The 25740-nt window shown below is 46.6% G+C and carries 24 protein-coding genes and 1 pseudogene; 13 read left to right on the top strand and 12 right to left on the bottom strand.

Going from position 1 to position 25740, the window contains the following annotated elements:
- Positions 1 to 33: 33 nt before the first annotated feature.
- Positions 34 to 1593, bottom strand: coding sequence for a T9SS response regulator signal transducer PorX (gene porX / locus BM202_RS05420; RefSeq protein WP_093823810.1), 1560 nt, complete (start codon positions 1591 to 1593; stop codon positions 34 to 36).
- A gap of 319 nt (positions 1594 to 1912) precedes the next feature.
- Between porX and BM202_RS05415 the strand changes: the two genes are divergently transcribed.
- Genes BM202_RS05415 through BM202_RS05405 form a run of 3 tightly spaced genes read left to right on the top strand, consistent with a single transcriptional unit; the run spans position 1913 to position 4210 of the window.
- Positions 1913 to 3154 carry a LysM peptidoglycan-binding domain-containing protein gene (locus tag BM202_RS05415; RefSeq protein WP_093823808.1) on the top strand — a complete coding sequence of 414 codons (1242 nt, stop codon included), beginning with the start codon at positions 1913 to 1915 and terminating at the stop codon, positions 3152 to 3154.
- A 6-nt stretch (positions 3155 to 3160) separates the two neighbouring features.
- A complete protein-coding gene (locus BM202_RS05410; protein ID WP_093823805.1) occupies positions 3161 to 3373 on the top strand; it encodes a hypothetical protein in 213 nt (70 codons plus the stop codon).
- A 27-nt stretch (positions 3374 to 3400) separates the two neighbouring features.
- Entirely contained in the window at positions 3401 to 4210 is an 810-nt protein-coding gene (locus BM202_RS05405) for a TIGR02757 family protein (RefSeq protein ID WP_093823803.1), read from the top strand.
- A 15-nt stretch (positions 4211 to 4225) separates the two neighbouring features.
- Here the strand turns inward: BM202_RS05405 and BM202_RS05400 are convergent, their stop codons facing one another.
- The gene (locus BM202_RS05400) at positions 4226 to 5515 is read right to left on the bottom strand and encodes a DoxX family protein (RefSeq protein ID WP_093823802.1); all 1290 of its coding nucleotides are present in this window, start codon (positions 5513 to 5515) and stop codon (positions 4226 to 4228) included.
- A gap of 148 nt (positions 5516 to 5663) precedes the next feature.
- On the opposite strand from BM202_RS05400, the gene BM202_RS05395 reads away from it, so the two are divergent.
- Positions 5664 to 6695: an aldose 1-epimerase gene (locus BM202_RS05395; RefSeq protein WP_093823800.1), complete on the top strand. Its 1032-nt coding sequence runs from the start codon at positions 5664 to 5666 to the stop codon at positions 6693 to 6695.
- Positions 6696 to 6698: 3 nt separating this feature from the next.
- Here BM202_RS05395 and BM202_RS05390 read toward each other — a convergent pair whose 3' ends face one another.
- The 3 genes from BM202_RS05390 to BM202_RS05380 all read right to left on the bottom strand — a co-directional run bounded on the left by BM202_RS05390 (position 6699) and on the right by BM202_RS05380 (position 10213).
- On the bottom strand, positions 6699 to 7427 hold the full coding sequence (locus BM202_RS05390; protein WP_093823798.1) for a 3-keto-disaccharide hydrolase: 729 nt from the start codon (positions 7425 to 7427) through the stop codon (positions 6699 to 6701).
- A gap of 250 nt (positions 7428 to 7677) precedes the next feature.
- Positions 7678 to 9573: a YgiQ family radical SAM protein gene (locus tag BM202_RS05385; RefSeq protein ID WP_093823796.1), complete on the bottom strand. Its 1896-nt coding sequence runs from the start codon at positions 9571 to 9573 to the stop codon at positions 7678 to 7680.
- Between the two features lie 190 nt (positions 9574 to 9763).
- The gene (locus BM202_RS05380) at positions 9764 to 10213 is read right to left on the bottom strand and encodes a hypothetical protein (RefSeq protein ID WP_245776534.1); all 450 of its coding nucleotides are present in this window, start codon (positions 10211 to 10213) and stop codon (positions 9764 to 9766) included.
- Between the two features lie 177 nt (positions 10214 to 10390).
- Here BM202_RS05380 and BM202_RS36565 point away from each other — a divergent pair, with 177 nt between their 5' ends.
- The gene (locus tag BM202_RS36565; protein ID WP_143100637.1) at positions 10391 to 10582 is read left to right on the top strand and encodes a hypothetical protein; all 192 of its coding nucleotides are present in this window, start codon (positions 10391 to 10393) and stop codon (positions 10580 to 10582) included.
- Here BM202_RS36565 and BM202_RS05375 read toward each other — a convergent pair.
- The 5 genes and pseudogenes from BM202_RS05375 to BM202_RS05355 form a co-directional block, all read right to left on the bottom strand.
- Positions 10579 to 10809, bottom strand: a complete 231-nt coding sequence (locus BM202_RS05375) for a hypothetical protein (RefSeq protein ID WP_317039675.1) — start codon at positions 10807 to 10809, stop codon at positions 10579 to 10581. The genes BM202_RS36565 and BM202_RS05375 overlap by 4 nt on opposite strands.
- Positions 10810 to 11126: 317 nt before the next feature.
- The gene (locus BM202_RS05370) at positions 11127 to 11480 is read right to left on the bottom strand and encodes a hypothetical protein (RefSeq protein ID WP_093823794.1); all 354 of its coding nucleotides are present in this window, start codon (positions 11478 to 11480) and stop codon (positions 11127 to 11129) included.
- A 349-nt stretch (positions 11481 to 11829) separates the two neighbouring features.
- A complete protein-coding gene (locus BM202_RS05365; protein WP_093823792.1) occupies positions 11830 to 12339 on the bottom strand; it encodes a hypothetical protein in 510 nt (169 codons plus the stop codon).
- Between the two features lie 348 nt (positions 12340 to 12687).
- On the bottom strand, positions 12688 to 13650 hold the full coding sequence (locus BM202_RS05360; protein ID WP_093823791.1) for a hypothetical protein: 963 nt from the start codon (positions 13648 to 13650) through the stop codon (positions 12688 to 12690).
- Positions 13651 to 14148: 498 nt separating this feature from the next.
- Positions 14149 to 14675: pseudogene (locus BM202_RS05355) on the bottom strand (tyrosine-type recombinase/integrase).
- 300 nt (positions 14676 to 14975) lie between these two features.
- On the opposite strand from BM202_RS05355, the gene BM202_RS05350 reads away from it, so the two are divergent.
- Complete coding sequence (locus BM202_RS05350; RefSeq protein WP_093823789.1) at positions 14976 to 15155, top strand: hypothetical protein; 180 nt, start codon at positions 14976 to 14978, stop codon at positions 15153 to 15155.
- A gap of 38 nt (positions 15156 to 15193) precedes the next feature.
- Here BM202_RS05350 and amaB read toward each other — a convergent pair whose 3' ends face one another.
- A complete protein-coding gene (amaB, locus tag BM202_RS05345; protein ID WP_093823787.1) occupies positions 15194 to 16720 on the bottom strand; it encodes an L-piperidine-6-carboxylate dehydrogenase in 1527 nt (508 codons plus the stop codon).
- Between the two features lie 139 nt (positions 16721 to 16859).
- On the opposite strand from amaB, the gene BM202_RS05340 reads away from it, so the two are divergent.
- The 6 genes from BM202_RS05340 (at position 16860) to BM202_RS05315 (ending at position 23986) form a co-directional block, all read left to right on the top strand.
- The gene (locus tag BM202_RS05340) at positions 16860 to 17831 is read left to right on the top strand and encodes a fasciclin domain-containing protein (RefSeq protein ID WP_093823785.1); all 972 of its coding nucleotides are present in this window, start codon (positions 16860 to 16862) and stop codon (positions 17829 to 17831) included.
- Positions 17832 to 18072: 241 nt separating this feature from the next.
- Positions 18073 to 18624, top strand: coding sequence for an RNA polymerase sigma factor (locus tag BM202_RS05335; protein ID WP_093823782.1), 552 nt, complete (start codon positions 18073 to 18075; stop codon positions 18622 to 18624).
- A gap of 3 nt (positions 18625 to 18627) precedes the next feature.
- Positions 18628 to 19446 carry an anti-sigma factor gene (locus BM202_RS05330; RefSeq protein WP_093823780.1) on the top strand — a complete coding sequence of 273 codons (819 nt, stop codon included), beginning with the start codon at positions 18628 to 18630 and terminating at the stop codon, positions 19444 to 19446.
- Positions 19447 to 19645: 199 nt separating this feature from the next.
- A complete protein-coding gene (msrB, locus tag BM202_RS05325) occupies positions 19646 to 20092 on the top strand; it encodes a peptide-methionine (R)-S-oxide reductase MsrB (protein WP_394333785.1) in 447 nt (148 codons plus the stop codon).
- Positions 20093 to 20406: 314 nt separating this feature from the next.
- Positions 20407 to 22989, top strand: a complete 2583-nt coding sequence (locus BM202_RS05320; protein ID WP_093823777.1) for a penicillin-binding protein 1A — start codon at positions 20407 to 20409, stop codon at positions 22987 to 22989.
- Positions 22990 to 23050: 61 nt separating this feature from the next.
- A complete protein-coding gene (locus BM202_RS05315) occupies positions 23051 to 23986 on the top strand; it encodes an alpha/beta fold hydrolase (protein ID WP_093823775.1) in 936 nt (311 codons plus the stop codon).
- A 46-nt stretch (positions 23987 to 24032) separates the two neighbouring features.
- Here the strand turns inward: BM202_RS05315 and BM202_RS05310 are convergent, their stop codons facing one another.
- Positions 24033 to 24425 (bottom strand): VOC family protein, encoded by a 393-nt coding sequence (locus BM202_RS05310; protein WP_093823773.1) that lies wholly within the window; start codon positions 24423 to 24425, stop codon positions 24033 to 24035.
- Between the two features lie 199 nt (positions 24426 to 24624).
- Here BM202_RS05310 and BM202_RS05305 point away from each other — a divergent pair, with 199 nt between their 5' ends.
- The gene (locus BM202_RS05305) at positions 24625 to 25734 is read left to right on the top strand and encodes a bile acid:sodium symporter family protein (RefSeq protein ID WP_093823771.1); all 1110 of its coding nucleotides are present in this window, start codon (positions 24625 to 24627) and stop codon (positions 25732 to 25734) included.
- The last annotated feature ends 6 nt before the right edge of the window (positions 25735 to 25740 follow it).

Here is a 25740-nt window from a genome sequence, read left to right as displayed (position 1 = left end):
CCCCTTCCTCCCGCTCGTCCTTTCTCTACCCTCCTATTTCGCCTTCAGATAGGCGAAAGGAATAATCATCTCCTCCAGCGATACCCCCCCGTGCTGGAAGGTATTACGGTAGTGATTAACGTAGTAGTTATAGTTGTTGGGGTAAGCAAAGAAATAATCTTCCAGTGTGAATACATAGGCCGTTGATACATGTGGCTTCGGTAAGAAAAGCCGCTCTGGCTTACGCCCGACAAAGAGATGGTTATCATCAAAACCAAGATTCTTGCCCTGCTTGTATCGAAGATTTGTGTTCGTCTCGCGATAGCCAACAATTTTGGCGGGTTTCTGAACGCGAATCATACCATGGTCGGTCGTGATGATAAGCCGTCCGCCTTTAGACGCAATTTTCTGTATAAACTCCAGCAAGGGCGAATGCAGGAACCACGACCGCGTGATGGAGCGGTAGGCCGACTCGTCGGGAGCCAGTTCTTTAATCATGGCCATGTCCGTACGAGCGTGCGACAACATATCCACGAAGTTGTAAACCACTACGTTCAACTGGTTCTGCAAGAGGTTATTGAAGTTATCGACAAGCGATTTCCCCTGATTGACGTTCAGAATCTTGTGGTACGACGATTTAATATTCAGGCGGCTTTGGTCAATTTGCCGACGCAGAAACTCGTCTTCGTGGTTGTTCAGCCCTTCATCTTCACTGTCATCATTAACCCACAAATCAGGGTGCTTTTTCTCCATTTCACTAGGCATCATCCCCGAAAAAATGGCGTTCCGGGCAAATCCTGTCGTGGTTGGCAAAATGGAATAGTACGATGACTCTTCCTCAACGGTAAAGTATTCGGACAACAGGGGCTCGATAACTTTCCACTGGTCATAGCGCAGGTTATCCACCAGAATGAAGAACAAGGGGGGAGCATTCGAGTCCAGCAATGGAAATACCTTCTTGCGCATCAGTTGGTGCGACATGACCGGACTCTCCATTTTAGGCTCATTCAACCAGTCTTCATAGTTGTCCATCACGTACTTGCAGAACTCCGAATTGGCTTCGCTTTTCTGCATGTTCATGACCTCGGACATACTCTTATCCTGCGAGCTATCAAGCTCTAACTCCCAGTAAATTAACTTTTTATACACATCAGCCCATTCCTCAAAATCCATGCGGTCGTTATACTGCATCGAAATATTTCGAAAATCCTGCTGGTAGCCAATGTTAGTACGTTCAGTGACGAGCCGTTTGTTATCAAGAATCTTTTTAACCGACAATAATATCTGATTCGGATTAAGCGGCTTAATGAGGTAATCGGCGATTTTAGAGCCAATAGCCTCCTCCATGATATGCTCTTCTTCACTCTTGGTAATCATAACGACAGGCAAATTGGGCCGCATTTGCTTGATCTGCGCGAGCGTTTCCAATCCTGTCATACCAGGCATCATTTCGTCCAGAAACACTACGTCGTAGTTGGTCTGTTCAACCTGATCGAGAGCATCGGCACCACTATTGACAGGTGTGACATCATATCCTTTATTTTTCAGGAACAGAATGTGTGGTTTCAGAAGGTCAATCTCATCATCGGCCCAGAGTATCGAATAATTTTGCATGCGTTCGGGGGGATTTTATCATACAGATTTCGCAGATCTGCCAGTTGTAGTAGAAAGCGAAACCATTCATTGTTTAACTTCAAACGCAGACTTCTGTTCCGAAAGATCATTGGAACTGCCTTTTTAAGAAGATTTAACAGATTTATAAGAAAGTCGTGTGTTAGTTACTTAATCAACGAACTCGGCGGCAACAAAATACATTTCTGGCAAAATCAGGCGTATTTTACGCTACTTTTACAACAGACGCCGTTTAATCAGTTGACAATTCGTGGCTCACAACGCCTACCACGTATCAACTGCGCTCTGGCTGACGATACCTATGAAAAAATTCGCTATTCGTTGTGCTTTGCTGGTAATGAGCGGCATTACGTTTATATATTCGGTTAAAGCCCATCCGACTTTTCCTGTTCGGGAAACAGTCATCGACTCCATTGGTGTCGAGAAAAAAAACGGAAAGCGTTTCGTGCTACACCGCGTCGACGAAGGCCAGACGCTCTACGCGATTGCCCGCAAGTATCATCGCTCGGTGGCGGATATTAAAGCCGCTAACCCCGATATCAAAGAGTCCGTTAAATACAGCCAGGTTGTTCGAATTCCTATGGCCGATGGTGCTCCAAAGCCCAAAGAAACCAAAGCCATTGACAAAGTCGTCTCGAAACAGGAAAAAGCAGGGAAGCTGGATACAACCCAGAAAGCGGTTTCGAAGCCAGCATCGGCAGAAACTCAGCCAGATGCCAAGCCTAAAAAAAGTGCCGGAAAAGAGCTAAAGAAAGCAGAAGATCCGGCACGAGCGGGTATTCACGTTGTTGAAAACGGTCAAACACTCTACAGCTTGGCCAGCCGGTATGGCGTTTCGCAGGAAGACCTGCGCAAATGGAATAATTTACCGGGCAATAACGTACTCATTGGTCAGGCATTGATTGTTTCGGAAAAAGCCCACCAGGCGCGTGTCCCGTCAAAATCAATGGCAAAGATCGCGGCTAAAACACCGGACAAAACACCCGAACCCGCGCCGAAAACCGTAGCAGTTCATCCGACAGAACCGCGTCCTGTTGAACCGAAACCTAGCGAGCCTCGCTCGACAACGCCAGCTACTGAACCCCATGCTACCGAACCCAAAGTCACACCGCCAGCCTCCGAACAAAAACCGGAACGACGTAGTGACGTTGCTCATAATGAAGTGGATGCAGCCAGTAAGCCAAGCTCTATGTCTACATCGGCCAAACCCGCTGAAGTGGAGATTGAGTCGCCCCGGCCAGGGAACGATGCGCCCATGCCTACCCACGGACGACGAATTTCGGACAGTGGGATCGCTGAAATGATTGAGGGTGCCGATGGGTCGGGAAAGTACCTCGCCCTGCACCGCACTGCTCCCATTGGTACGCTGGTACAGGTTCGTAATGCTTTCAACAACCAGAGCCTCTGGGTGAAAGTAATTGGTCGCTTACCGAACACAGGTATCAATGACAAGATTCTGATTAAATTGTCAACGCAAGCTTTTTCGAAACTTTCACCCGAAGATCGGCGTTTTCGAGCTGAGGTCAGTTATATTGTTCGATAAGGATTTATGGAAACCAAAGAAGAGCGCATTGCCCGGCGTCACCGCGAACGCGATGAGCAGATGAAAGCCACCCCAGGTTATTTGACGTTCAGCATTATGTTCACACTGGCGTATCCGTTCATTGCGGTCTTTACGTTCGTTATGTCGACGCTGCTGGCTGTTTTTTCAGGTATTTCCCGCGCCATGGCATGGATCGTTAGCGGAGGCCGTTCGCACTAAGCCTTCGCCAGCCACTACGTAGTTACGATGACACAACCCGAACTTATTGATTTTTTGAACCTGAAGGCCGATCAATACAATCGGCCTTCATTTATTGAGCACGATCCCATCAGTATTCCGCACCGCTTTAGTCGCAAACAGGACATTGAACTCATGGGCTTCTGGGCGGCCATACTTGCCTGGGGAAAACGCTCCGTTATTCTGAAGAAAACAACCGAGCTGGTCGAACTCATGGATGGCACGCCTTACGATTTTGTTCGCAATCATCAGGAAAGTGACCTGAGCCGGTTTCTGGCTTTCAAACACCGCACCTTCAACGCGACCGATGCGCTTTATTTCCTCCATTTCTTTCGGCAGTATTACCGGGAAAATGATTCGCTGGAGAATGCTTTTCTGAGTTGCGCGGCCAGAATGCCACAAATTGAAGACGGCAGCATTCCGGCCACGCAACGAACAATCGAATCAGCCCTCATGACGTTCCATGACCGATTTTGTGGCCTCACTGATTTTTTCCCGGAACGAACACGCAAGCACATAGCCACACCCGCCCGCAACTCGTCGTGTAAGCGACTGCTCATGTTTCTGCGCTGGATGGTACGTAACGATGAGCGGGGCGTTGATTTTGGGCTCTGGAAACAGCTACGGCCTGACCAGCTAGTGATACCGATTGACGTCCATGTAAACCGGGTAGCACGCCAGTTGGGCTTGCTCACCCGACCGCAAACCGACTGGAAAGCAGCGCTCGAACTTACTGAAACACTACGTCAATTCGACCCAACAGATCCAGTGCGGTATGATTTTGCCCTTTTCGGATTAGGTGTCGAAGGCGAAATGTAAGCTTTCTATTCGTTTTTATCGGTTGAATGGATACTCATTAATCCAGTGAAACCCCCGATTGACCAGCAAAAACTTATCCGTTGGCTGTTTGCGAAGTCGTGCATATACGGAGTCTTGCTTTATTCGACCATGCAACACCAGTGAGTTTGTATCGGGTCGCAGATAGGTAAGATGGTGTTTATGAGCCATATCGAAACGAACATATAATACCGCTTTTGACGTAGCCGAATCTGGCTCAAACTGATACCGACGTAGCGAGTCATTGGCGAGACGAATTGTTAGGTTAGAGGCACCCTTATAGCCTGCAACAATAACTTGCCGCCAACGTGTTGTATCTGCCGCCAGCGAATCGCCGTTCAGCATAAACCGCTCCACTTGATATACCCCATAAAGTGGTGGTTTGGGAGCCGTATCGCCATAGTTTTTAACGGTTTCCAGACTATTATTGATATTGAAATAAAGCGCGAACAGAATCAGTACGGCTTTAATCACAATACGTCCAATACGAGCCTTTTGCTGAGGAAAGAAGGGTTCCAGATTTCGGGCTGGGGTTGGTCGATTAAGGACAAACAAATCAAAAAGTCGACTTGCATCAGGTGCCAGCACAAACAATGTTATGATTAGCAGATGCGACGAAAATAGCTTGACCGGAATGTCGTAAAAGAAATTCATAGCCACGATATTGCCGATCACGCCAATCAGGACAAGGCATCCCAGCATGGCGGTTGTTCGAAACAAAAGCAGTGCTCCACCAACAACTTCGCCCAGGCCTGTAAACCAGTTATAACCAGTCGAATATCCCATAAACGTCCAGGCTAGCCCCATTGGCGATGACTGACCGTAGGGCTGCATTAATCGCCCCAGATTCGGAAATGGGAATTGAGTTTTGAACAGTTTCGCGAAACCATAGGAAAACATCGTAAATGCCAGATAATAACGTAGCAGTACCAATAACCAATAGAGCGTTGCATTGTAGTTTAGACGATTACGATCTAAAATCGTCCAAATAAGGGTGAAGATTATTGACAGAACAAACAGGCAAAGTACATACACGTAATCATAGGTCGTATCGCCACTTCCGTTTGGGAAAACTGTGATTTCGTAAGGCAAATTCAATAGATTCCGGCCTATCCACGGCACAATGAGATGCCATACGTTTGTGTAGTATCCAGATACATTATCCGTACCCGGAATAATATCGAGGGGAAAAGGGAATGTATACAAAACGAAGTAAGCGCAGAAAAACCGGAATATAATTTTTCGCTCTAATGACCAGTTAAGAGGTTCAGTAAACGTAGTTTGCATGGAGTGGGGAAGGAATGGAGCCCATTCGATTACCCTGAAATATAAGCAAAATGAGAGCAACGCTGTTATAATTCTCATTTTGACCCATATCAGCAAACAATCCTCACTTTAAACGGCTTATTATTCCACTGACCTTTGCGTATCCATTATGCCCTTCCAGATCACTACCCAGCCCTTTGGCCCGTTGCCAACCGGTACGGAGCCTCTCACTGAATTCATACTTGCCCACCCTGAATCAGGCGAGTTTATCACGATCATTCCTGAATTTGGCGCCATTCTAAGGCGGCTAGTCCTTCGGAAAGGCACAAAGCGGTTCGAGTTGATACAGGCTCCAGAATCACCACAGGCATTGTTGGCCGCGGAGAGTTATGCCAGCGCTTTACTCTACCCGTTTCCAAGCCGGATTCGGCATGGTGTTTACCATTTCGAGGGAGAAAGCTATGCCGTGAAACTGAACGAGATGAGACGCGACAATGCCTTACATGGCTTTGTACATGGGCGCGTATTTTCTGTAGTAAGCCAGGATATATCACCAACCCACGCGCAGCTAACCCTACGTTACGACTACGAAGGTGATACGTTTGGTTATCCGTTTCCGTTTGCGTTAACTGTTACGTATGAATTGGTTCAGGCCAATGCATTGACCCTTGGTAGCAGTGCTGCCGAAGACAAGATGTGCGCGCTTCGGATGAGTTATTCGGCACTCAACACGGGCGCAACACGTTGTCCGGCCGCTTTTGGCTGGCATCCTTATTTTACATTTTCAGACGAGCCCATTGCCAATCAAACGCTATCACTACCTATCCGAACGCCCATTGAGCTTGATGATCACATGATTCCGAAAGGTCGACTACCGCGTGAGGAAGCCGGAACAATTGGCCTGAAAGATCAAGAACTGGATACGGCGTTTGCCATTGAGCCAACGAGCCTCCCAACGGATACTGAGTCGTTTGCCGAAACGGTACTGACATCCTTACAAACGGGCGTCCGGTTGATTGTAGGGCAGGAGACTGGCGAAGGTAAACTCAACTATCTGGTGTGTTACACGCCCACCCGGCGTGATAGTGTAGCGATCGAACCGCTAACAGCCAATGTCGATGCATTCAACAACGGTGAAGGATTGGTTATCTTGAATCCAGGCGAGACACTGTCTGGCACCATATGGGTACGATTGGATTAAGGGTTACAGCGATCGAAATTTAATATTCCGAAACCAGACTGAGCTACCCCAATCCTGCAAACCGATTCGACCAGATAGTCGGCCTTTCGACAGGGGGCTATCTTTGAGTTTACTGGTAGAAATGCGCTGTTTCCAGTCAGAGCTGGTCACATCATGTTCCTGAATGCTGAAGCCGTTTAGCGAAACACTCAGCTTGTTGTTTTTAAAGATCACATGCACTTTGTTCCAGCTTCCAACGGGCTGGAGTTCGCGAACCCGCGCGTTAGCTACACTAAAAAAATCGCCGGCCCGGTGCTTATTTTCGGCGGCACCTTCGTAGATAGCGTCGTCCAGCACCTGGAGTTCCAACCCGGTATCGAAGATGTTTTTATACTGCGGTGCTTCCTGAACAAAGAGAAAGATACCGCTGTTGGTGAATCGTTCCACTTTCCATTCCACCTTAAACTCGAAGTCGCCGGAGAATACGGCATCGGTTACCAAATCGCCCCCATCAGATGCTTTATTCCCGACTCGATTAGGTACATCTAACTTTAACGCACCCTGATCAATTTTCCAGGACGCACCTACTGTTTTAGTGCCATACGTATGCCAGCCTTCTACATTTTGCCCCGTAAAGAGTAATTTCCAACCTTCCTTTTTTTCCTGAGGAGTCAACGTATTAAGCGCCTGCGCCTGTAAATCCGTTAAAGCGAGCCATATAAGTATACCGATTGTTGAGATTTTGATTAACATCGTTTTAGAAAAAGATTAGTTAGGCTAAAAAGACTACATTATTCATTAACTCCTCATACGTTACCGGCTAATCTTCCAGACTATAAACGTGACTAATCCGAAAAAAAAATACGGGAGTAAGTATTTTTACCCAACGTTCAGACAAGAACTATTCCCCCTGATTAGCAATAAATTCAGTCAAAAAAATTCGAGCGTAATGTTGTTTATACATTACGCTCGAATTAAAATTTTTCAGAAATCGAACCTTACTTTATCGCTTTTTCTTGCCCGAATAGTTGCCCGAAAATTTAGGCTTACCGTTACTTTCCATCTTTGGACTTCCCAATAAACGCTCTACTAAATCCGGCCGTTTGAGTGTATTCAGGCGATTCCGAATCCAGTTTTTATATTCAGGCTTATACCAAAAGAAATAGTTATTCTGCGCCTGTTTCTCTTCCCGCGTTTTTGCCGTTTTGACTGGTTTCAGCGTGTAAGGATGGACACCGGAATAATAGATCACTTCGGCGACTGTCATCGGGGTCGGCGTAAAGTCCTGTACCTGTTCGAGTTCAAAACCCAGATCTTTCGTTTCCGCGGCCAAATTGGCCATGTCCTGTTCTTCGCAGCCGGGATGCGACGAGATGAAGTAAGGAATCAGTGGCTGCTTGAGGTTATGCTTCTCCTGAATTTTGTCGTACTTCTGCTTGAATAACTTGAAATATTTAAACGACGGTTTCCGCATCACCCGCAACGTATCGTCGGAGGTATGTTCGGGTGCGACTTTCAACCGACCCGATACGTGGCGCGTAACCAGTTGCTCCATATATTCGTCGTGATTCCCGTCGGCGTTGTTTTTGTTGAAATCATCGACCAGCAAATCATAGCGAACGCCCGAGCCAACAAATGCCTTTTTTATGTTTGGGTTAGCATCGACTTTGCGGTACAATTCCGTCATAGGTTTGTGCGACGTATCGAGGTTGGAGCAAATGACCGGGTGAATACAACTTGGACTCTGGCAACGGGCGCATATCGATTCGTCTTTGCCCTTCATTTTGTACATATTGGCCGATGGACCGCCCAAATCCGAGATGTAGCCCTTGAATTCGGGGTGCTTCGTAATTTCATCGACTTCTTTAAGTACCGATGCTTCGCTTCGGGATGCCACGAATTTGCCCTGATGCGCCGAAATAGTGCAGAAACTGCAACCACCAAAACAGCCCCGGTGCATATTGACCGAGAACTTAATCATGTCGTAAGCCGGAATCGGACCCCGTTTTTTGTATTTCGGGTGAGGCAGACGCGTATAGGGCAAATCGAATGACTTGTCGATTTCGGCCTCTTCCATCGTCTTGAATGGCGGGTTAATCACCAGAATCTGATCACCTATTTTTTGGGTGATCCGGTTGGCCTGCCACTTATTTGATTCAACCTCAACAATTTTGAAGTTGGCCGCGTATTTGATTTTGTCCTCCAGGCAAACCTCATGACTCGCCAGTTCAACCGAACTCCAGTTATTATAGTCGCGTAGTTCGGTATTGGCGTCGTGCAGAAACGCCACCTGGTTGATGTTGCGCATCGACGAAAAAGGCACGCCTTTCTGCACCAGTTTCAGGATTTCGCGGAGAGGTTGCTCACCCATGCCATATACCAGCATATCGGCACCCGCATCGACCAGAATGGAGGGCATTAATTTGTCCTGCCAATAGTCATAGTGCGTTACCCGGCGCAACGAAGCTTCAATACCCCCAAGCAGCACCGGTACGTCGGGATACAGTGTTTTCAGAATATTGGAGTACACAATAGTCGCGTAGTCGGGACGAAAGCCCGCTTCGCCACCAGGCGTATAAGAGTCATTGGAACGCAGTCGTTTGTTGGCGGTATAGTGGTTAACCATCGAGTCCATACAGCCTGCCGTAACACCAAAAAAGTATTTTGGCTTACCAAATTTCTTGAAATCGCGCAGATCGTCTTTCCAGTTAGGCTGGGCAATAATCGCTACGCGAAACCCTTCACTCTGCATGATGCGCCCAATCACAGCCGTGCCAAAAGCTGGGTGATCTACGTAGGCATCCCCCGACACCAATACGACATCAACTTCATCCCAGCCTCTTTTTTCGACTTCTTTCATCGTCAGAGGCAACCAGTCAGTAAGGGGTCTTTCAATCATGAGTATGCAAAATTATCTACCTAAGAAACATCGAATTTACGAAATAATTCGATGAGCGATAAGTAATTATGCATTCTCAGTCTACACATGAGTCTATATGAAGTAGGTAAGGAACCAGCCAGTTACGGGTGATATGGGCCTTATGGCAATGCTACAGAAGTAGATTTTATTGAATAGCTGTCATGCAAAATTAGTTGGTGACTCGTTTATATTTTTCAATTATCACCCGGTCAATACCAAGTTTCTCAACTTTTTCAACACCTTTCTGGATCAACGTATCATTGGTTACTTTAACAACGAATGGAAATTTGTTATTCTCCCAGGCTTTGTCACTGTAATAGTCTAAGCTCTCTGTATAAACACTGTCAACTAGCGTATATTTTCCTCCACCCGCCGTAAATGCATTTGATGAATCTTTCGCCGTGTTTACAGCATGATTCAAAAAAGCGAAATGCGTTGGATTAATGATTTTAATCATTTTGTGGCTTGGATCAAACGTAGAAAACGTAGAGTCTTTTTCTGTCGTTGTTGCCGATGTCAACTCCCAGGTTCCGATAATTGGGCTGGAAGTATCTTTAGTAGCACACCCATAAAACGTAGTAAATATGGCAATCGAACTAAGTACACGGTTGAATTTCATGGTTCAAATTTTTACAGGGGTTCTGAGGTTACTGATTATTGAATTAGTTTAAAATATAGGGGCGTTTCCTCTGTCAGCCGAAACTTGAAACTCACAAACCTGACTCACTCAGACGTACCACTTGTCATACGCAACCCGAAAATGAAAGGCTAAACTTACCTAACCAGAGCGTATCCAGTGTCGCATGAAAGCCAGAAATGGAAACCCGGCATTTTCTATCACCCAACGCCAACGGGTGTCGGTGGCAGGCACAGAAGTTCATTCAAACACAATTACGTACAGCTTTACATACTCGTTTGGTCGGTCGGAAAACTTTCCTTTGAGACGCGCTTCCTGTCGCAGGAGACGACCCCACGCGGAGCCAATTAATCAATAACATCCCTGCGGCTGATTTCCGCTTCAATTGCCTTCAAGGTTTTTGAATATGTGGAACCGATGACAAGCGGAAGAATTAGTAAACCAAAAGTAAAGAAAGCCCCCCATTTGTGTGTTGCAGACCATACAGCAATGCCAACGATAAGACCGACTATCAGAGCAATCAGGGTTTTCTGCGATTTCATTCTTTTCTCTTCTGACACTAATTCGTCAAGTGTCATTTTAGAGTAGTCTTTACTTGAAAACATACTGATATTTATGGTAAGAAAAATTGTAAATATATTAAGCGTTCGCCCTGTCGACCGGAGCCCCGAATTGAAACCTAAACCTGCCTGTCGGAGACGTGCGGCCTGTCGCCCGAAACCCGGAAATAAAAGCACTTTTATAGACCCGCACCCAACGACCATGAGTGTTGATGGTGGGCACACAAGTCAGAACAAACGAGCTTACTCATACCTTTACACACTCGTTTGTTTGGGCTGAAAACCCACCCTCGGGACATGTATCTTGTCAACGGAAGCCGCCCCATGCAGAACGACTAAATGCCTTCCTCTGCATATTCCTTCGTCCTAACCCAGTTATCCAGCTTATAGAACACATATAGTGCGCCTAATGGTAGAGCAAATGAGATCGTTTCACCTGCTACAATCGGTTCAAAAGGATTGGACTGATAATTTTGAGCAACGCCTTTGCCAAACAGCAAGAAGTGCAATAACTGAAAGCCCACGCCTTGTACCGCCGTGTAAGTAAGCGTTGGTAAGTTAATGAGAATGGGAAGTAATATCTTCCACCATTTCGAGAATACATTGGCTTTCCAGACTTTATAAATCGCATAGAAGTTGACTGCCGCAACTACCCAACCCAGTAGACTAAAAATGATAGATGTAGTCATTGCGTTTTAAAATTACTCACAAGTTTATTTTGTCAGCGGAAAGCTGGCAATGGAAACCTAATACCTACCTAATTGGGCGTTTGATCTGTCAACCAAAGCCGCCTGACAAGCCCCGAAGCCTGCCTGTCAAGACGTGTCCCCTGTCTCGCGGAAGCTCACAAACACGCGCAACTTAGTCGGTTCACCCAACGACCATGAGTGTTAATGGATGAGGGCAAAATTCTCCAAAATGAACGTTCCTGCACCTTTACACACTCATTTAGTTGGGCTGCCAACTCTCCTTGGGGACGTGCTCGCTGTCACCGGGAAGCTGCCTCACGCGAAGCGAAACACGAGCAAAAAAACCCTTTTATTCTTTTTTCTTGACTTTTTGGCGAATCAATGCGGCTAAATCTTCACTGTCTGACGCAAATGACAAAGGCAAATAAATTGGCTCTCTGGGTTTTTCCCGTGGATAAAGCGTAAAATTCTTCTCAAATTCTTCGTATTCAGGAAAATAACTCCATTTTATTTCACTCTGCGATACGGCCGTTGCATAGATAATAGTCTCCTCATCCAATGTTATTGTGTATAAATGCCTATTGGGGAAATCAGCAATACTTTTCTTCACCAAGTTTCTTTTTACGAAAAAGAGCAGTATCCAAAAACATAGCACCAAAAAGAGAATGAAGGCAGCTACCAAATTATTAGTATTATGATTGGCAAAGTAGGCCAAAAGCAATAAAAATGGCACAATAAGTAAGACGATTGTCTGAACCCGTTTACGTTGAAAGAACTCTACTTTTTGCGAGTGATAAAATTGTCGCCAAATTAAGGTTTTATACTGGTCAGTATTCTCAGAAAAAACGAAACTTCTCATAATGACTGGCCGGACTTAAATTGGTTTTATACTTACGGTGGTTGACCTGTCGCACGATACGTAACAAACGAGCTTAAAAAGCTGGCCTGTCTGGGGCGATTCTCGTGTCAACCGGAACCCGCCCAACACCCACAGGGGTTGATGGATAAGGAAGCAAGATAACTGAACACAAAATACTTGTCACCTTTACACCTCTGTTTTCGTTGGGCTGAAAGCCTACCTTCGGGGGCGAGCAACCTGTCGCCAGAAGCGACCCTACGCGGGGCGGACAACTTAATTACTCATTCTAGGCAAGACTGATTTAGCATTACATTTCATGTTTTCAATTCCCTTATCTCTTTTGCTGAGCTATTTACACATACTGTATGTATATAAATAGTTAATTGGGTTAGAAATTGTGGAACCTGTAATCTGAGATTTAATAGGATAGCTGTCATTATTATACTCATAAATGGTACTTATTGCATTACCAGTATTCTCTACATAACTAGTTTTAATTACATTGTTTAGTTGTTTACCATACAAATCGTATTGAGGGAAGCCCTTTAAAGTCGGCACCAACGTTTCTGGACTTTTTTTATCATCGTATTCAACTAAATATTTACTTGGATTTTGATTATCAACTTTAGTTTCTATTGAGATAAGGCGCTGTTGGTTGTCATAATTCCTAATAGTAAGCCATTGTCTATTTATTACATCTTTAAACCGGATAGATTTTACGAAGCCTTGTTCATTTATTTCATATATACTGGAGTTTTGTATTGTGGGGTCAGTCGGAGTAGAAGTCATAGTTATGGGTAAACCTGAGCGAAAACTGATAACTACCGTTTCCGATGAAGTACGCAAAGTAGCCTGTGTTAATTGACCATTATTATAATCATAAGTATCAGTTAATGCAGGTTCAGATAAAAATTGACCTATTCCATAGTGCTCATTTTTGATTAATTGGCCCTGAGGATTATACATGTACGATTCTACACGTTTTGAAGGAATCTCTACTAATTTTCCGTCTTTAGAAAAAAAGCTAAGGGTGGTTTGGCTCTCTTTCAGATAATCATTTTTATCATATAAATAACTTACCTGTTTAATTGTATAAGATGAAAAATAACTAATAGTGGAGTTGCTAGAATCTACCTTTTGCAATAAAAGGCCAGTTAGACTATAGCTATATTTAGTAGTTGAAAAATTTATTCCATCAGTAGTATTAATAGATCCTATAAAGCAGGTTTGTTGAGAAGGTGTTATTTCATTCCCTTTTGGCGAACAACTAAAAATCATAAAAACGAAACAAATTAATACAATTGATTTCATGTTGAAAATTAGGCTAAAACAATTGATTTTTTATGCTGAGCCTTGTCAGACCATGACTGTCGGGGCGGCTCCACTTGCACAGGTAACCCGTCCTTTAACTCCCATTTTGGCCAGTTCACCCAACACATAGTATTGTACAAGATTCTGCGGAACCACTGACTTTTGAGCTACTAGCTATCAGCCTATCTTAGTTCCGCAAAATACGAACCTTGATCTGGCGAAAGATAGTACAACAAATGAATACCTTTCGCCAGAAATTAACAAAATTGGCATGACCAAGTGATTAAATGCTATGGACAAGTTGCCCTTACTAAGGCGGTGGGATATTGATGGGTATCATACCCACTTTTTCCGACGATAATGAACTCTACCGAATAACAAAACGGGGCGAACTCAGACGCATTCGGCGTAGTTTGAAACGATATACCCAAGGCTACGTACTTAAAAGTCGATTCTATAGTTTGACTCAATTCCGCCTAATGCTCCGACATCATCATTTCATAGATCATCCAGAGGGCTTTTAAGTGTACTGATCTTGTCGGCTGTTACGTGTGTACACCGCAAGGTTGTCAGGATGCTTTCATAACCCAGCAACTGCTGAATGTACCGGCTATCCGTGCCGGATTTCAATAGGTGCGTAGTAAATGAATGAGGCAAGGTATGAATTCCCCCTCGTTTAGTGCGCCCGCAAGCCGAACCGTGTCGCTGTATACCTGTTGAATGGAGCAATTTTGTAATGACTCATCGGAAACAACTACTTCGAAAAGGTATGTCTTTGGACGGTAACGCGCCATATACGTATCAAGGATCATTTCAAGTTTGTCGGTTAGCATTACTACGCGGTCTTTTTTACCTTTTCCCCTCCGAACATGAATAAGCCTTCGTATACGATCGAGATCAGTTAGTCTAAGATAAGCCACTTTGCTCAGGCGTAGACCTGTGGCATAGATCAATGTAAAAAGTGCACGGTATTTAAAGCTGGTTGTAGCATTGAAAATTTCTTTTACTTCAGATGCACTACACACGGTTGGTAGTTTTGTAGCCTGCCGGGGATAGGCGATTTCGTAATATTCTTTCTCGCGTTGTAAGACTTTTTCCTGATAGAACTTGTATGCGTTGATATGGACATTCAGCGTAGAGCGACTAAGCCGTTTCTTCTCAATCAGATACAGGAGATATTTCTAATACTGAGGTTTGGTCAATTCCTCGACGGGCTTCGGAGCAGCGCAACGAAGTAGGGCAACAAGAGCCTGTTTATAATTTTTGAGGGTTTTATAGCTGTAGTTCTGCACCTGAAGTGCGTCGGAGATCGCTACAATAACCGGGTGTTTGTCGAACTCACGCAGGGGTGGTACGTATCGGAACGGTCTGCGATGAGTACCAATGATGCGTTTGCTGAGTGGGACCAGGGCGGGTTTGTGGCCTGTTCTACCTCAACAGACGTAGCGGTGGTCTTTATCATTAATACGAATGGTAACCATAAAACAGATTTTCAGGATCAATGAGGGTTTATTGACCCCAAAAGTCTATTTCCAGTCACGACTTACAGTTCAAACGTGATACCCTGTGCCAGGGGCATGGTGGTACCATAATTGAGGGTGTTGGTTTGTCGACGCATGTAGGCTTTCCAGGCATCGGAACCTGATTCGCGGCCACCGCCTGTTTCTTTTTCACCGCCAAAAGCCCCACCAATTTCGGCACCCGACGTACCGATGTTCACATTGGCAATGCCACAATCCGATCCGGCAACTGACAGGAATCGCTCTGCTTCACGCAGGTTCAGTGTAAAAATGGCCGACGATAATCCTTGCGGTACGTCATTTTGCTGTGAAATAGCATCGTCTAACGTAGTGTATTTAAGCAAATACAGAATTGGCGCAAAGGTTTCGCGCTGCACCACGGGCCACTTATTATCAGCTTCGGCAATGCAGGGGCGAACGTAGCACTCTGACTCAAAACCCAACCCATTCAACACGCCCGGCTCAACGACAAAATGCCCGCCTAACTCTCGTATTTCATTAATAGCTGCTAAATAACTGTGAACAGCCGCCTGATCGATCACTGGCCCCACATGAAACAACTCGTCTAACGGGTTTCCTATACGTAGTTGCGCGTAGGCGTTTTTCAGCCGATTCTTTACGTCATCGTATATGCTCTCCTGCACAATGATTCGGCGCGTAGATGTACAACGCTGCCCGGCGGTGCCAACGGCCCCAAACACGATGGCGGGAACAGCCAAATCCAGATCGGCATGCTCCGAAACAATAATAGCGTTGTTACCACCCAGTTCGAGCAGACTACGTCCCAATCGGCTCGCCACCGCTTCAGCAACCGCTTTACCCATACGCGTGCTACCCGTAGCCGACACAAGCGCTATGCGTGGATCGCGAGCCAGCCACTCGCCCGCATCGCGCCCACCTGTAACGAGACAGGATACGCCTTCGGGAACATTGTTATTACGTAGTACGTCGCCAATAATCTGCTGGCAGGCCAACGCCGTCAGGGGTGTTTTTTCGGAGGGCTTCCAGAGGCAGACATCGCCACAAACCCACGCCAGCATGGCATTCCACGACCAGACGGCCACGGGGAAATTGAAGGCCGAAATTATGCCTACTACACCCAGCGGATGCCACTGCTCCATCATTCGGTGAGCCGGGCGTTCGGAATGCATCGAGAGGCCGTAAAGCTGGCGCGACTGCCCTACGGCAAAATCGCAGATATCGATAATCTCCTGAACCTCCCCCAATCCCTCCTGTAGCGACTTGCCCATTTCGTAACTAACGAGCGTTCCCAGTTCGCGTTTATAGTGACGAAACTGTTCACCCATTTGCCGGACAATTTCACCCCGACGTGGAGCTGGAACCTGCCGCCATTCGACAAATGCAGCCTGAGCTGTTTCGACAACACGGTCATAATCAGCACGGGTTGACGCATAAACACGAGCAATCAGTTGACCATCAGCCGGCGAATACGATTCAATGGTTTTCTGTGTGTCAGTATGCCAGAACTGCTGTCCAGTGCTAGTGCCGGGCTTAACGGGCTGGGTCGGAAGTGGCAGAATAGACTGCATATACGTAGTTCGTTCTTTGTTGAGATACGGGCAAATCTACCGGCCTTTGGCCAAACAATGAACACAAGCCAACAAACTTTTTAGGATACAACAGGTTAATCCATGACTGATTATTACTAAGCAATCAATAAACAACATTATGAAAATCAAGCAACCTATTGGCCTGATCGCGTTGGGAATAACGCTGGTCATCAGCCCTGGCTGGGCTCAGACGACGCCTACCAGTACGGCCCCTGCCACTGGCTATCCGACGGGAGCCATTGCGCCAGATTCAACCCCTGCAAAAACATCGCGCAGTCAGAAGAAAGCCATGAAACGGAACCGAAATTCCCTAAATCAGAACGCAAACAGCACCACAAATACATCTACTCAGGACGCTAACTACCGGCAAAGTTCAGCCAGCGAGGGAACGTCTATCAATAACAGCAATACTACAAATTATAATAGTAACAACGTCACCAATGCGCCTACCGGGGCGGGTAGCAATCCAAACACATTAAACAACACAACATCATCTCCCAGCACGGGCACACCCACGAATACGAAGGGAGAAGCCAGGTCTGATGCTGGCGCTGCCGAAGCCATCTCAGGTGCCAGAACAACTGAATCTCCCGCCGTGAAAGCAGGAAGTACGGTTCGAAACACCAGCATCGGCGACTTTGTGGCATCATCGCCCAATTATATAACATTGCAAAATGCTCTTCAGTCAGTCAAACTGGATGAGACCCTTAAAGGAACTGGCCCCTACACGCTCTTTGCACCAGCCAACAGCGCCTTCAAAAAACTTCCTGCGACTACGCAGGCTGGCTTGCTGGACGGCAGTAATCGTGACGCCCTGACACAACTGCTATCCTATCACGTTGTGAACGGTGCTTTAACCATCGACGAATTAACCCGGCAAATCAAAGCGGGCAATGGGAAAGCCCAATTAAAAACACTGGCGGGTGGTAGCTTAATGGCGCAACTTGGCGCAAACGGTCAGATACAATTAACCGATGAGAAAGGTGGAACCGCGGCTGTTGAAGGGAGTGGAAATCGCCAGCTTAACGGTGTTGTTTATGAAATCAGCAGTGTCCTGATGCCTAAGTCTGGGTCGGGTTCTTTTCGATAAAAAGAGTGAGTAAGTACTGGAATCCTTTGTTTATTTATTGGCTATATACAACGTATCAGCATAGTTAGTCATGTACCTTTTTAGTAATAATCTGAAGAGGCACATGGCTAATTATTGGTTTTTAACGTACATAATCGGTATAATGGGACACATATAGCTTTTATAAGAAGTGTAATAGCCTCTTACCTCATTCATAGTTTTGAATTTCTCTTATATTTGGCTCACTTAACACACCGTCTGCGTGAAACGCCAATCTTCTTTAGTTTCTGAAAGTGTCCTGATCGAGAAGCTTACTCGACGTGATCAGCAGGCCTTTCAGTGGCTCTATGACCAGTATTCGCCTGCTCTGTATGGGGTTGTATTACGCATTGTGCGTGATGAAGACCAGGCTGCAGATCTCTTGCAGGACATTTTCGTTAAAATCTGGAAGAACCTGGATGCTTACGACGCCAGCAAAGGCCGTTTGTTCACCTGGATGCTAAATGTGGCTCGCAATACGGCCATTGATTCCCTACGTGCTCAAAAAACACAACCCACCAGTGCAATCCGAACCGATGAGGAGAACGTACATATTGTTGATCGGCAACATAACACGGAACAACCAAATCCCGACCACATTGGTCTCAAAGAAGTTGTAAGCCAGTTACGCCCCGAACGGAAACAACTTATTGACCTGATCTATTTTGGAGGATACACCCACGAAGAAGCCGCTGAAGAACTGAAGTTGCCGCTGGGAACGGTAAAAACCCGAATTCGAGCCGCCTTACAGGAACTAAAGCAACTATTTAAATAAGTTATGAACGTCACGGAATATATAGCGTCTGGTATCTTAGAGTCTTACGTCATGGGTGCGGTGAGCGACCAGGAACGACGCGAGGTTGAGTGCCTATCGTCTATCTATCCAGATGTGCGACAGGAACTGGATCACCTATCGGTTGCGCTTGAACAGTATACACAATTATACAGTGTTGAGCCACCTGCTTCTGTAAAAGCGAAGTTGCTGGCACAACTCGATTTCGATCAGCCTCAGGAAACGGTCGTACGGCCAATGCCCGTAGATCTTACGACCGGACCAACCTATACGTACCGACTCACCTGGATGGTGGCCGCATCCATCGGCCTGTTAGTTTTATTATTTTCTTTTTATTTACTTTCTCAGTTACGGACGAATCAAAATACATTGGCATCGGTCCGGACGTCAAATAATTCACTTCAGTCGGAGGTACGGAAGTTGAAAGATCATCAGGCACAGGCCGATCAGGCATTGGCCTTATTGCGTCAGCCCGGTTTGCGAACGCTGGAGTTAAAGGGTAATGAGAAAGCCCCGCAAGGCAATATGCTTGTCTTCTGGAATACCCAAACGCACCAGGTGGCCGTGCAGGTTCAGTCGTTGCCCGCTTTGCCCGCCGACAAGCAGTATCAACTCTGGTACATGGTTAAAGGGAAACCCGTTGATGCCGGTGTTTTTGAAGCATCGAATGCCACTGAGCTTGTTCAACGCCTGAATCGCTCCGTTGATCGGGCGGAAGCGTTTGCAGTGACCGTCGAAAAACGTGGCGGCAGCCCTACCCCAACCCTCTCGACGTTGCTGGCGCTGGCACCTATAAGCTCCTGAACGACACCCGCGATTTTATTGTTATTACTACGTTAGTCAATGGCTTCGTATGGCGTCGGGAGATTTCAACAAACCCAAATCCTCAGGCGTAATCCGGTCGTATATTTTGTTATAACAAAGTCATAAGCTCATGAAAAATATTCTGTTTTTATTATTGCCTGCCTGTTTACTGGCTGGCTTCACCAACAAATTACCAGGTATGAACAGTCACGAAACCTCCAGTTCGATTAGCCGTGTTACACATGATGACCCACCTAAGAAGGTTGTCAAGACCGATGCTGAATGGAAAAAAATCCTGACGCCGAACCAATATTCGGTGCTACGTGAACACGGTACCGAGCGGGCGTTTACCAGTCCACTGAACGATATTCACGACCACGGTACCTTTTATTGCGCAGCTTGTCACAGTGCTTTGTTCTCCTCCGATACGAAGTTTGATTCGGGTACAGGCTGGCCTAGTTTCTACGCACCGATCTCTAAAACTGCCGTTAAGGACGTAACCGATAAAACCTATGGTATGGTCCGTACCGAAGTGCTTTGCACCGTTTGCGGAGGGCATTTAGGACACGTTTTCAACGATGGACCTAAACCAACGGGTCTTCGGTATTGCATGAATGGTGTCGCCATGACGTTTGAGAAAAAATAACGGATACGGCAAAATGTATCGCCCAGCAGAGACCGTTTATTGAATAGCGATACCGCTCATACAGTACGTTGCTGCTAACTTACTAAAAACCAGCCGGGTTGTTCACGCAACCCGGTTTTTGTATATAAGATCGGTCGAAAATACGTTATATTTGACGCTCGGCCAGTCTGCCGGTGAGGTAAATCGTCCGATCAATATAAGCTGAGTAAATCTGTCGAAGCGGAATTTACTGTACTGCTTTTCGGTAGCCGGATAGGTTAGTGGCTTTAGGACGACACCATGTATAGTTATCAGGTTTCTTCGACTAAAAACGCATGAGTCAATTCAGGGAGCGATTACGCGCTGTCCGGCACGCTTTTGGCGCATTCCGACAACGACTTCGACAACGCCCGAACAAGTTAGGCACGATTAGACAAGGAGTTGGCCAACGTATTTATCGGCAAACGGCGCGAATTGCTGGTGAGGAACGTATCAGTTCGTTGTCAAGTACGTACCATAAATACCGCAATCGTCTACGCTCGTTTGTTCATCAGTACATCGATCCTGATTCCTGGTATTATTCCTATCTTAAAACAGCGGTCAAGGTTTTTTTCTGGTCCTTTCTGCTTTTAGGGCTTTACGTTTTTACGCTCAACTACAACTTCCTGTACCTGACGGGCGAAATGCCCAGTGTTGAAGAGCTAAAGAATCCGAAGCTCAATCAATCGTCCGAAATTTATTCGCAGGATGGGATACTGATTGGTAAATTTTATGCCGAAAACCGATCGCCCATCAAGTATGAAAACATTCCGAAGCAGCTTATAAATGCGTTGATTGCCACCGAAGACGCCCGTTTCTACGATCATGGTGGAGTTGATCCGCGTGCTATTGGCCGGGCCGTCATTAGTTTAGGACGTGAAGGTGGCGGATCGACCATTACGCAACAGTTAGCCAAAAATCTATTCAAAACGCGTCGAAAAACCAATACGGGCTTATTGACCCGGATTCCATTTATTCGAAAAGTTATCTATAAATCGAAAGAGTGGCTGATGGCGCTTAAGCTGGAACGCAATTTTTCGAAACAGGAAATTATCACGTATTATTTCAATACCGTTGATTTTGGCAGCAATGCTTTTGGGCTAAAAACCGCAGCCCGAACGTTTTTCAATAAAGTGCCGGACAGCCTGAACGTGCAGGAAGGTGCGGTTCTGGTTGGCCTGCAGAAAGCCACCACAAATTATAACCCCCTTAAGCATCCGGACCGCTCCCGCGAACGACGAAACGTAGTGCTTGGGCAAATGGCTAAGTATAAGTTTCTGTCCAAAACCCAAGCTGACTCGATCAGTGCGCTGGCTTTAGTTACCGACTTCACACCCGAAAATCCATATTCGGGTCCAGCTACTTATCTCAAAAACGCCGTTCAGGATTATGTGAAGAAATGGGGTGAAGAAAACGGGTACGACCTCAATACTGACGGATTACGGATTATAACCACCATCGACTCGCGCATGCAATCTTATGCCGAAGAAGCGACCAGCGAGAAAATGAAGCAGTTGCAGCGAACGTTCGACAACCACTGGCGCGGCCGTAATCCCTGGACGGACGAGGATGGAAATGAACTACCGGGCTTCATCGATTCAGTGGCACGGCGCACGGAACGCTACAAAACTCTTAGCCGACGGTTTATGCCTCTTTACCCAGATTCGATCACGTATTACATGAAAAAAGTGAAATACAAAATGCGGGTATTTAGCTGGAACAGTAAGCGTGGGTACGATTCGACAAACATGACGCCTTACGACTCCATTGCTTATTATAAGCATTTTCTGCAATCGGGTATGGTAGCGATGGACCCGCACACGGGTTATATCCGGGCGTGGGTTGGGGGTCTGGATTACGATTATTTCAAATACGATCACGTTAAACAAGCCAAGCGCCAGCCAGGGTCGACGTTTAAGCCGTTCGTTTACACAACGGCCATCGACGATACATTGATTAACCTCAGTCCCTGTGACCGAATCGAGGATCGTCCGTTCCGTAAAGAATACCGGGAAAATGGCGAGGATAAAGTCTGGGAGCCCAGAAACTCGACGGGTTATTATACCTATTCCAACATGACATTACGCCGGGCAATGGCTCGGTCCGTAAACTCCATTACAGCCCAACTCACCGACCGCGTGACGCCCGAGCGGGTCGCTCAGTACGCGCATCGAATGGGTATAAAAAGCCGTTTGGAAGCGGTGCCGTCCATCGGTCTGGGATCATCGGATGTGTCTTTATACGAACTGGTTGCCGCTTACTGTACATTTATCAACGACGGAGAATCGACAGACCCCGTTATTGTTCAACGCATTGAAGATCGGGATGGGAACGTATTGGAAACGTTTACAAGCCAGCACAAACGGGTTATCAGTTCCGAAACGGCTTTTCTGATGCGGTACATGCTGCAGGGCGGTTTACAGGAATCGGGCGGTACGTCGCAGAACCTGTGGTCATTCGATCTGTTCAAGAACCACAATGAAATGGGTGCCAAGACCGGTACTACGTCGAATAACTCCGACGGCTGGTTTGTGGGTGTATCCAATAACTTAGTAGTGGGTGCCTGGGTTGGTGGCGATGACCGCAGCATACATTTCCGTTCGACTGACCTCGGCGAAGGTGCCAAAACGGCCCTGCCGCTTGTGGGTCGTTTTCTGGAAAAAGTGTACGCTGATCCTAAATTCAAAAATTTACAAGGCCCTTTCCCTAAGGCAGTTGGCATTACGAAAGAATACCTGAACTGTGGCTACTCGGGTGATGAGGAAGAAAGCAGTGAATCGGATTCGACGGATATAGGCGCGGTGAACGACTCGACTTTTGTTCCAACCAGCCCGGCACCAGACCCAACCGCGCCACCTGACACGACGATCAGACAGTAAACAAAAAATTAGTATATTGTGAAGTAAGCCCAACCTGGTTGGTCCTAGTTACTCAACACCCATGAAACGGTTCCTGAAAATTCTTCGCTGGTCCTTACTTACCCTTGCCGTATTAGCCGTTGCCGTGGTGGTTATTGCCTGGTTCGTTGACTCCCGCCAGAGCGATCAGGAATTGGCCGAAGAGTTTCAGGGACAACGCATTCGCCCAAGTGTGCATTATTATCACGTGGGTAAGGCTGGCGAATCACGAACCATACGGTTTATCGAAACTCCGGGTAGCATCGGCGATTCAGCCTTGCCCGTCGTATTATTCGTGCATGGCGCTCCAAGTTCCCTATCGTTCTTCAAGGAATTTTTCAAAGATACGTTGCTGCTTAACCGCGCTCAGTTGGTAGCGGTCGATCGGCCGGGTTACGGCTATTCCGATTTCGGTCAGGTGGAAACCTCTATCATCCATCAGGCGGAGTTACTTCAGCCGCTGATTGAGCGCTACCGGAAAGCTCCCTATCTGGTGGTTGTTGGATCGTCATATGGTGGTTCGGTATCAGCTCGGCTGGCCATGAATAATCCAGATTGTATCAACCATGTCGTCTTTGTTTCGTCGGCCTTGGGGCCGGGTCTGGAACGTACTTATCCAATCAGTTACTTCGCCGACAGCCCACTCATTCATTGGAGTGTTCCTCCTCTGCTTCGGCTGGCAAACGACGAGAAATTAGCGCATCGGAAAGCGTTGGAAGCTATCTTGCCTGACTGGCCCAAAATCCGCGCCAACATTACCATGCTCCATGGCAAACTTGATGAACTGGTGTATCCAACGAATGTTCTGTTTGCGCAGCGGCATCTAGTGAATGCACGGGTGAAGCAGTTTTTACTCCCGGAGAACCGCCACGATATTGTCTTTAACAAACGCGAGTACATCACTGAAATCATACTCGATATCCTGACCGGGCGCGCGGTTAAAGCAACTGTCCAGGCCGGAGGCATAGCCGTGAAATAAAGAAGGAAATGAAAAAAAGCTGAGTGCCTATTTCCCCTTTTCTCCTCTAAATCGTAATCTCGATACGGTTCTGTTCCGGGTCAAGCACAACACTTTCATAGTAGCCGTCACCCGTTCGGCGCGGTTCGCCTGCAATGACGTGTCCTGCTTGTCGAAGTTTCTCGGTCAACTCATCAACAGCGGCTATGCTTCCAACCGAGAAGGCAATATGTGCTAAACCCATGTATTGAGTCTGAGCATCCGTTGGCCTATCCAAAATGCCCGGCATCTGCATCAGTTCCAGGCGCGGCCCATCATCAGGGAAACTCAGGAAATAGGACGAAAATCCTTTACGCGGATTAACGTATTTATCATTGCTGGTGGCACCAAAATACGTTTCGTAGAAAGCTCGCATCTGTTCCAGATCGCGAACCCACATGGCAAGATGTTCAATTTTCATGCCGCAAAGATCCACTGATTTTCCAGCTACTGCTACGTCTCTATTGATAGGAATTGCTACGCTATCAACGTATTGAATTGGCTCTTCACTGCCTATTTATGTTGTGATAAGTAATGAACGGGGTGTTTTCTCTTTTACATAAGATCGCGATCAGCATATACCGAAACCTCTCTTTTCCAATAAATTCGTCTAGATAAGAATGATGTCTAAATTATTTTGGGGCGTAGCAATTTTGAGCTTCGCAGCAACTATCGGCATGGCTATTACGGGTCATCTTGCCCAGGCAGGTCCGTTGGCAATTCTTTTTTTCCTGGCCATCGCCCTGGCGTTTCGGGGATCAGAATCTCTAAAGGGGTTTGCCTATACAATTATGATTTTTGCCGCTGTTACCACAGCCTTGTATTACCCGACTTATTTTGTGGAAACGGGCGGCTTTAAATTCAGCAAATTAATTACACCCCTGATCCAGCTTATCATGTTCGGCATGGGTACGTCGATGAGTCTCGAAGACTTTGTTGGTGTAGTGAAAATGCCAAAAGGCGTACTGATTGGCGTAGTTAGCCACTTTGCCATTATGCCTACCATTGGTTTCCTGATTGCCAGCATGAGCGGCTTCCCTCCCGAAATTGCCGCCGGGATTATCCTGATTGGCTGCTCACCCAACGGCATGGCGTCTAATGTTATTTCGTATCTGGCGAAGGCAAATCTGGCCCTATCCATTACCATAACAGCCATTTCAACCATGCTGGCTCCGTTCATGACGCCCATGCTCATGAAGCTTTACGCGGGTGCGCTGGTTGATATCAACGTACTGGATATGATGTGGGACATTTTCAAAATGGTGATTTTCCCAATTGGGGCCGGACTGCTGTTCAACAAGTTTCTGAGTGGAAAAGCAAAGTGGCTGGACGATGCGATGCCGCTGGTGTCAATGTTCGGCATTGGGTTTATCATTGTCATTATTACGGCGGCTGGCCGGGACAAACTACTAACCATTGGCCCGGCATTGATCGGATTAGTACTGATTCACAATCTGTCGGGCTATTTCCTCGGCTACTGGTCTGGACGGCTGTTCAAAATGAGTGAGCGCGACTGTCGAACCATCGCTATCGAGGTCGGTATGCAAAATGGCGGACTCGCATCGGGACTTGCCAATCAGATGGGTAAAGTAGCCACGGTTGGCTTAGCGCCAGCTGTATTCGGACCGTTGATGAACATTACAGGTTCAATACTTGCGTCCTGGTGGCACCGCCGACCGCCGAAAGACGACGTTCAGGAAACCCAGCACGTAGTGACTGCGGAAGTATAAAGCAGC

The sequence above is a fragment of the Spirosoma endophyticum genome, assembly GCF_900112365.1.
GTDB lineage: Bacteria > Bacteroidota > Bacteroidia > Cytophagales > Spirosomataceae > Spirosoma > Spirosoma endophyticum.
Note: the sequence above shows the minus strand (reverse complement) of the source record. Positions and strands in the feature narration are given on the sequence as shown.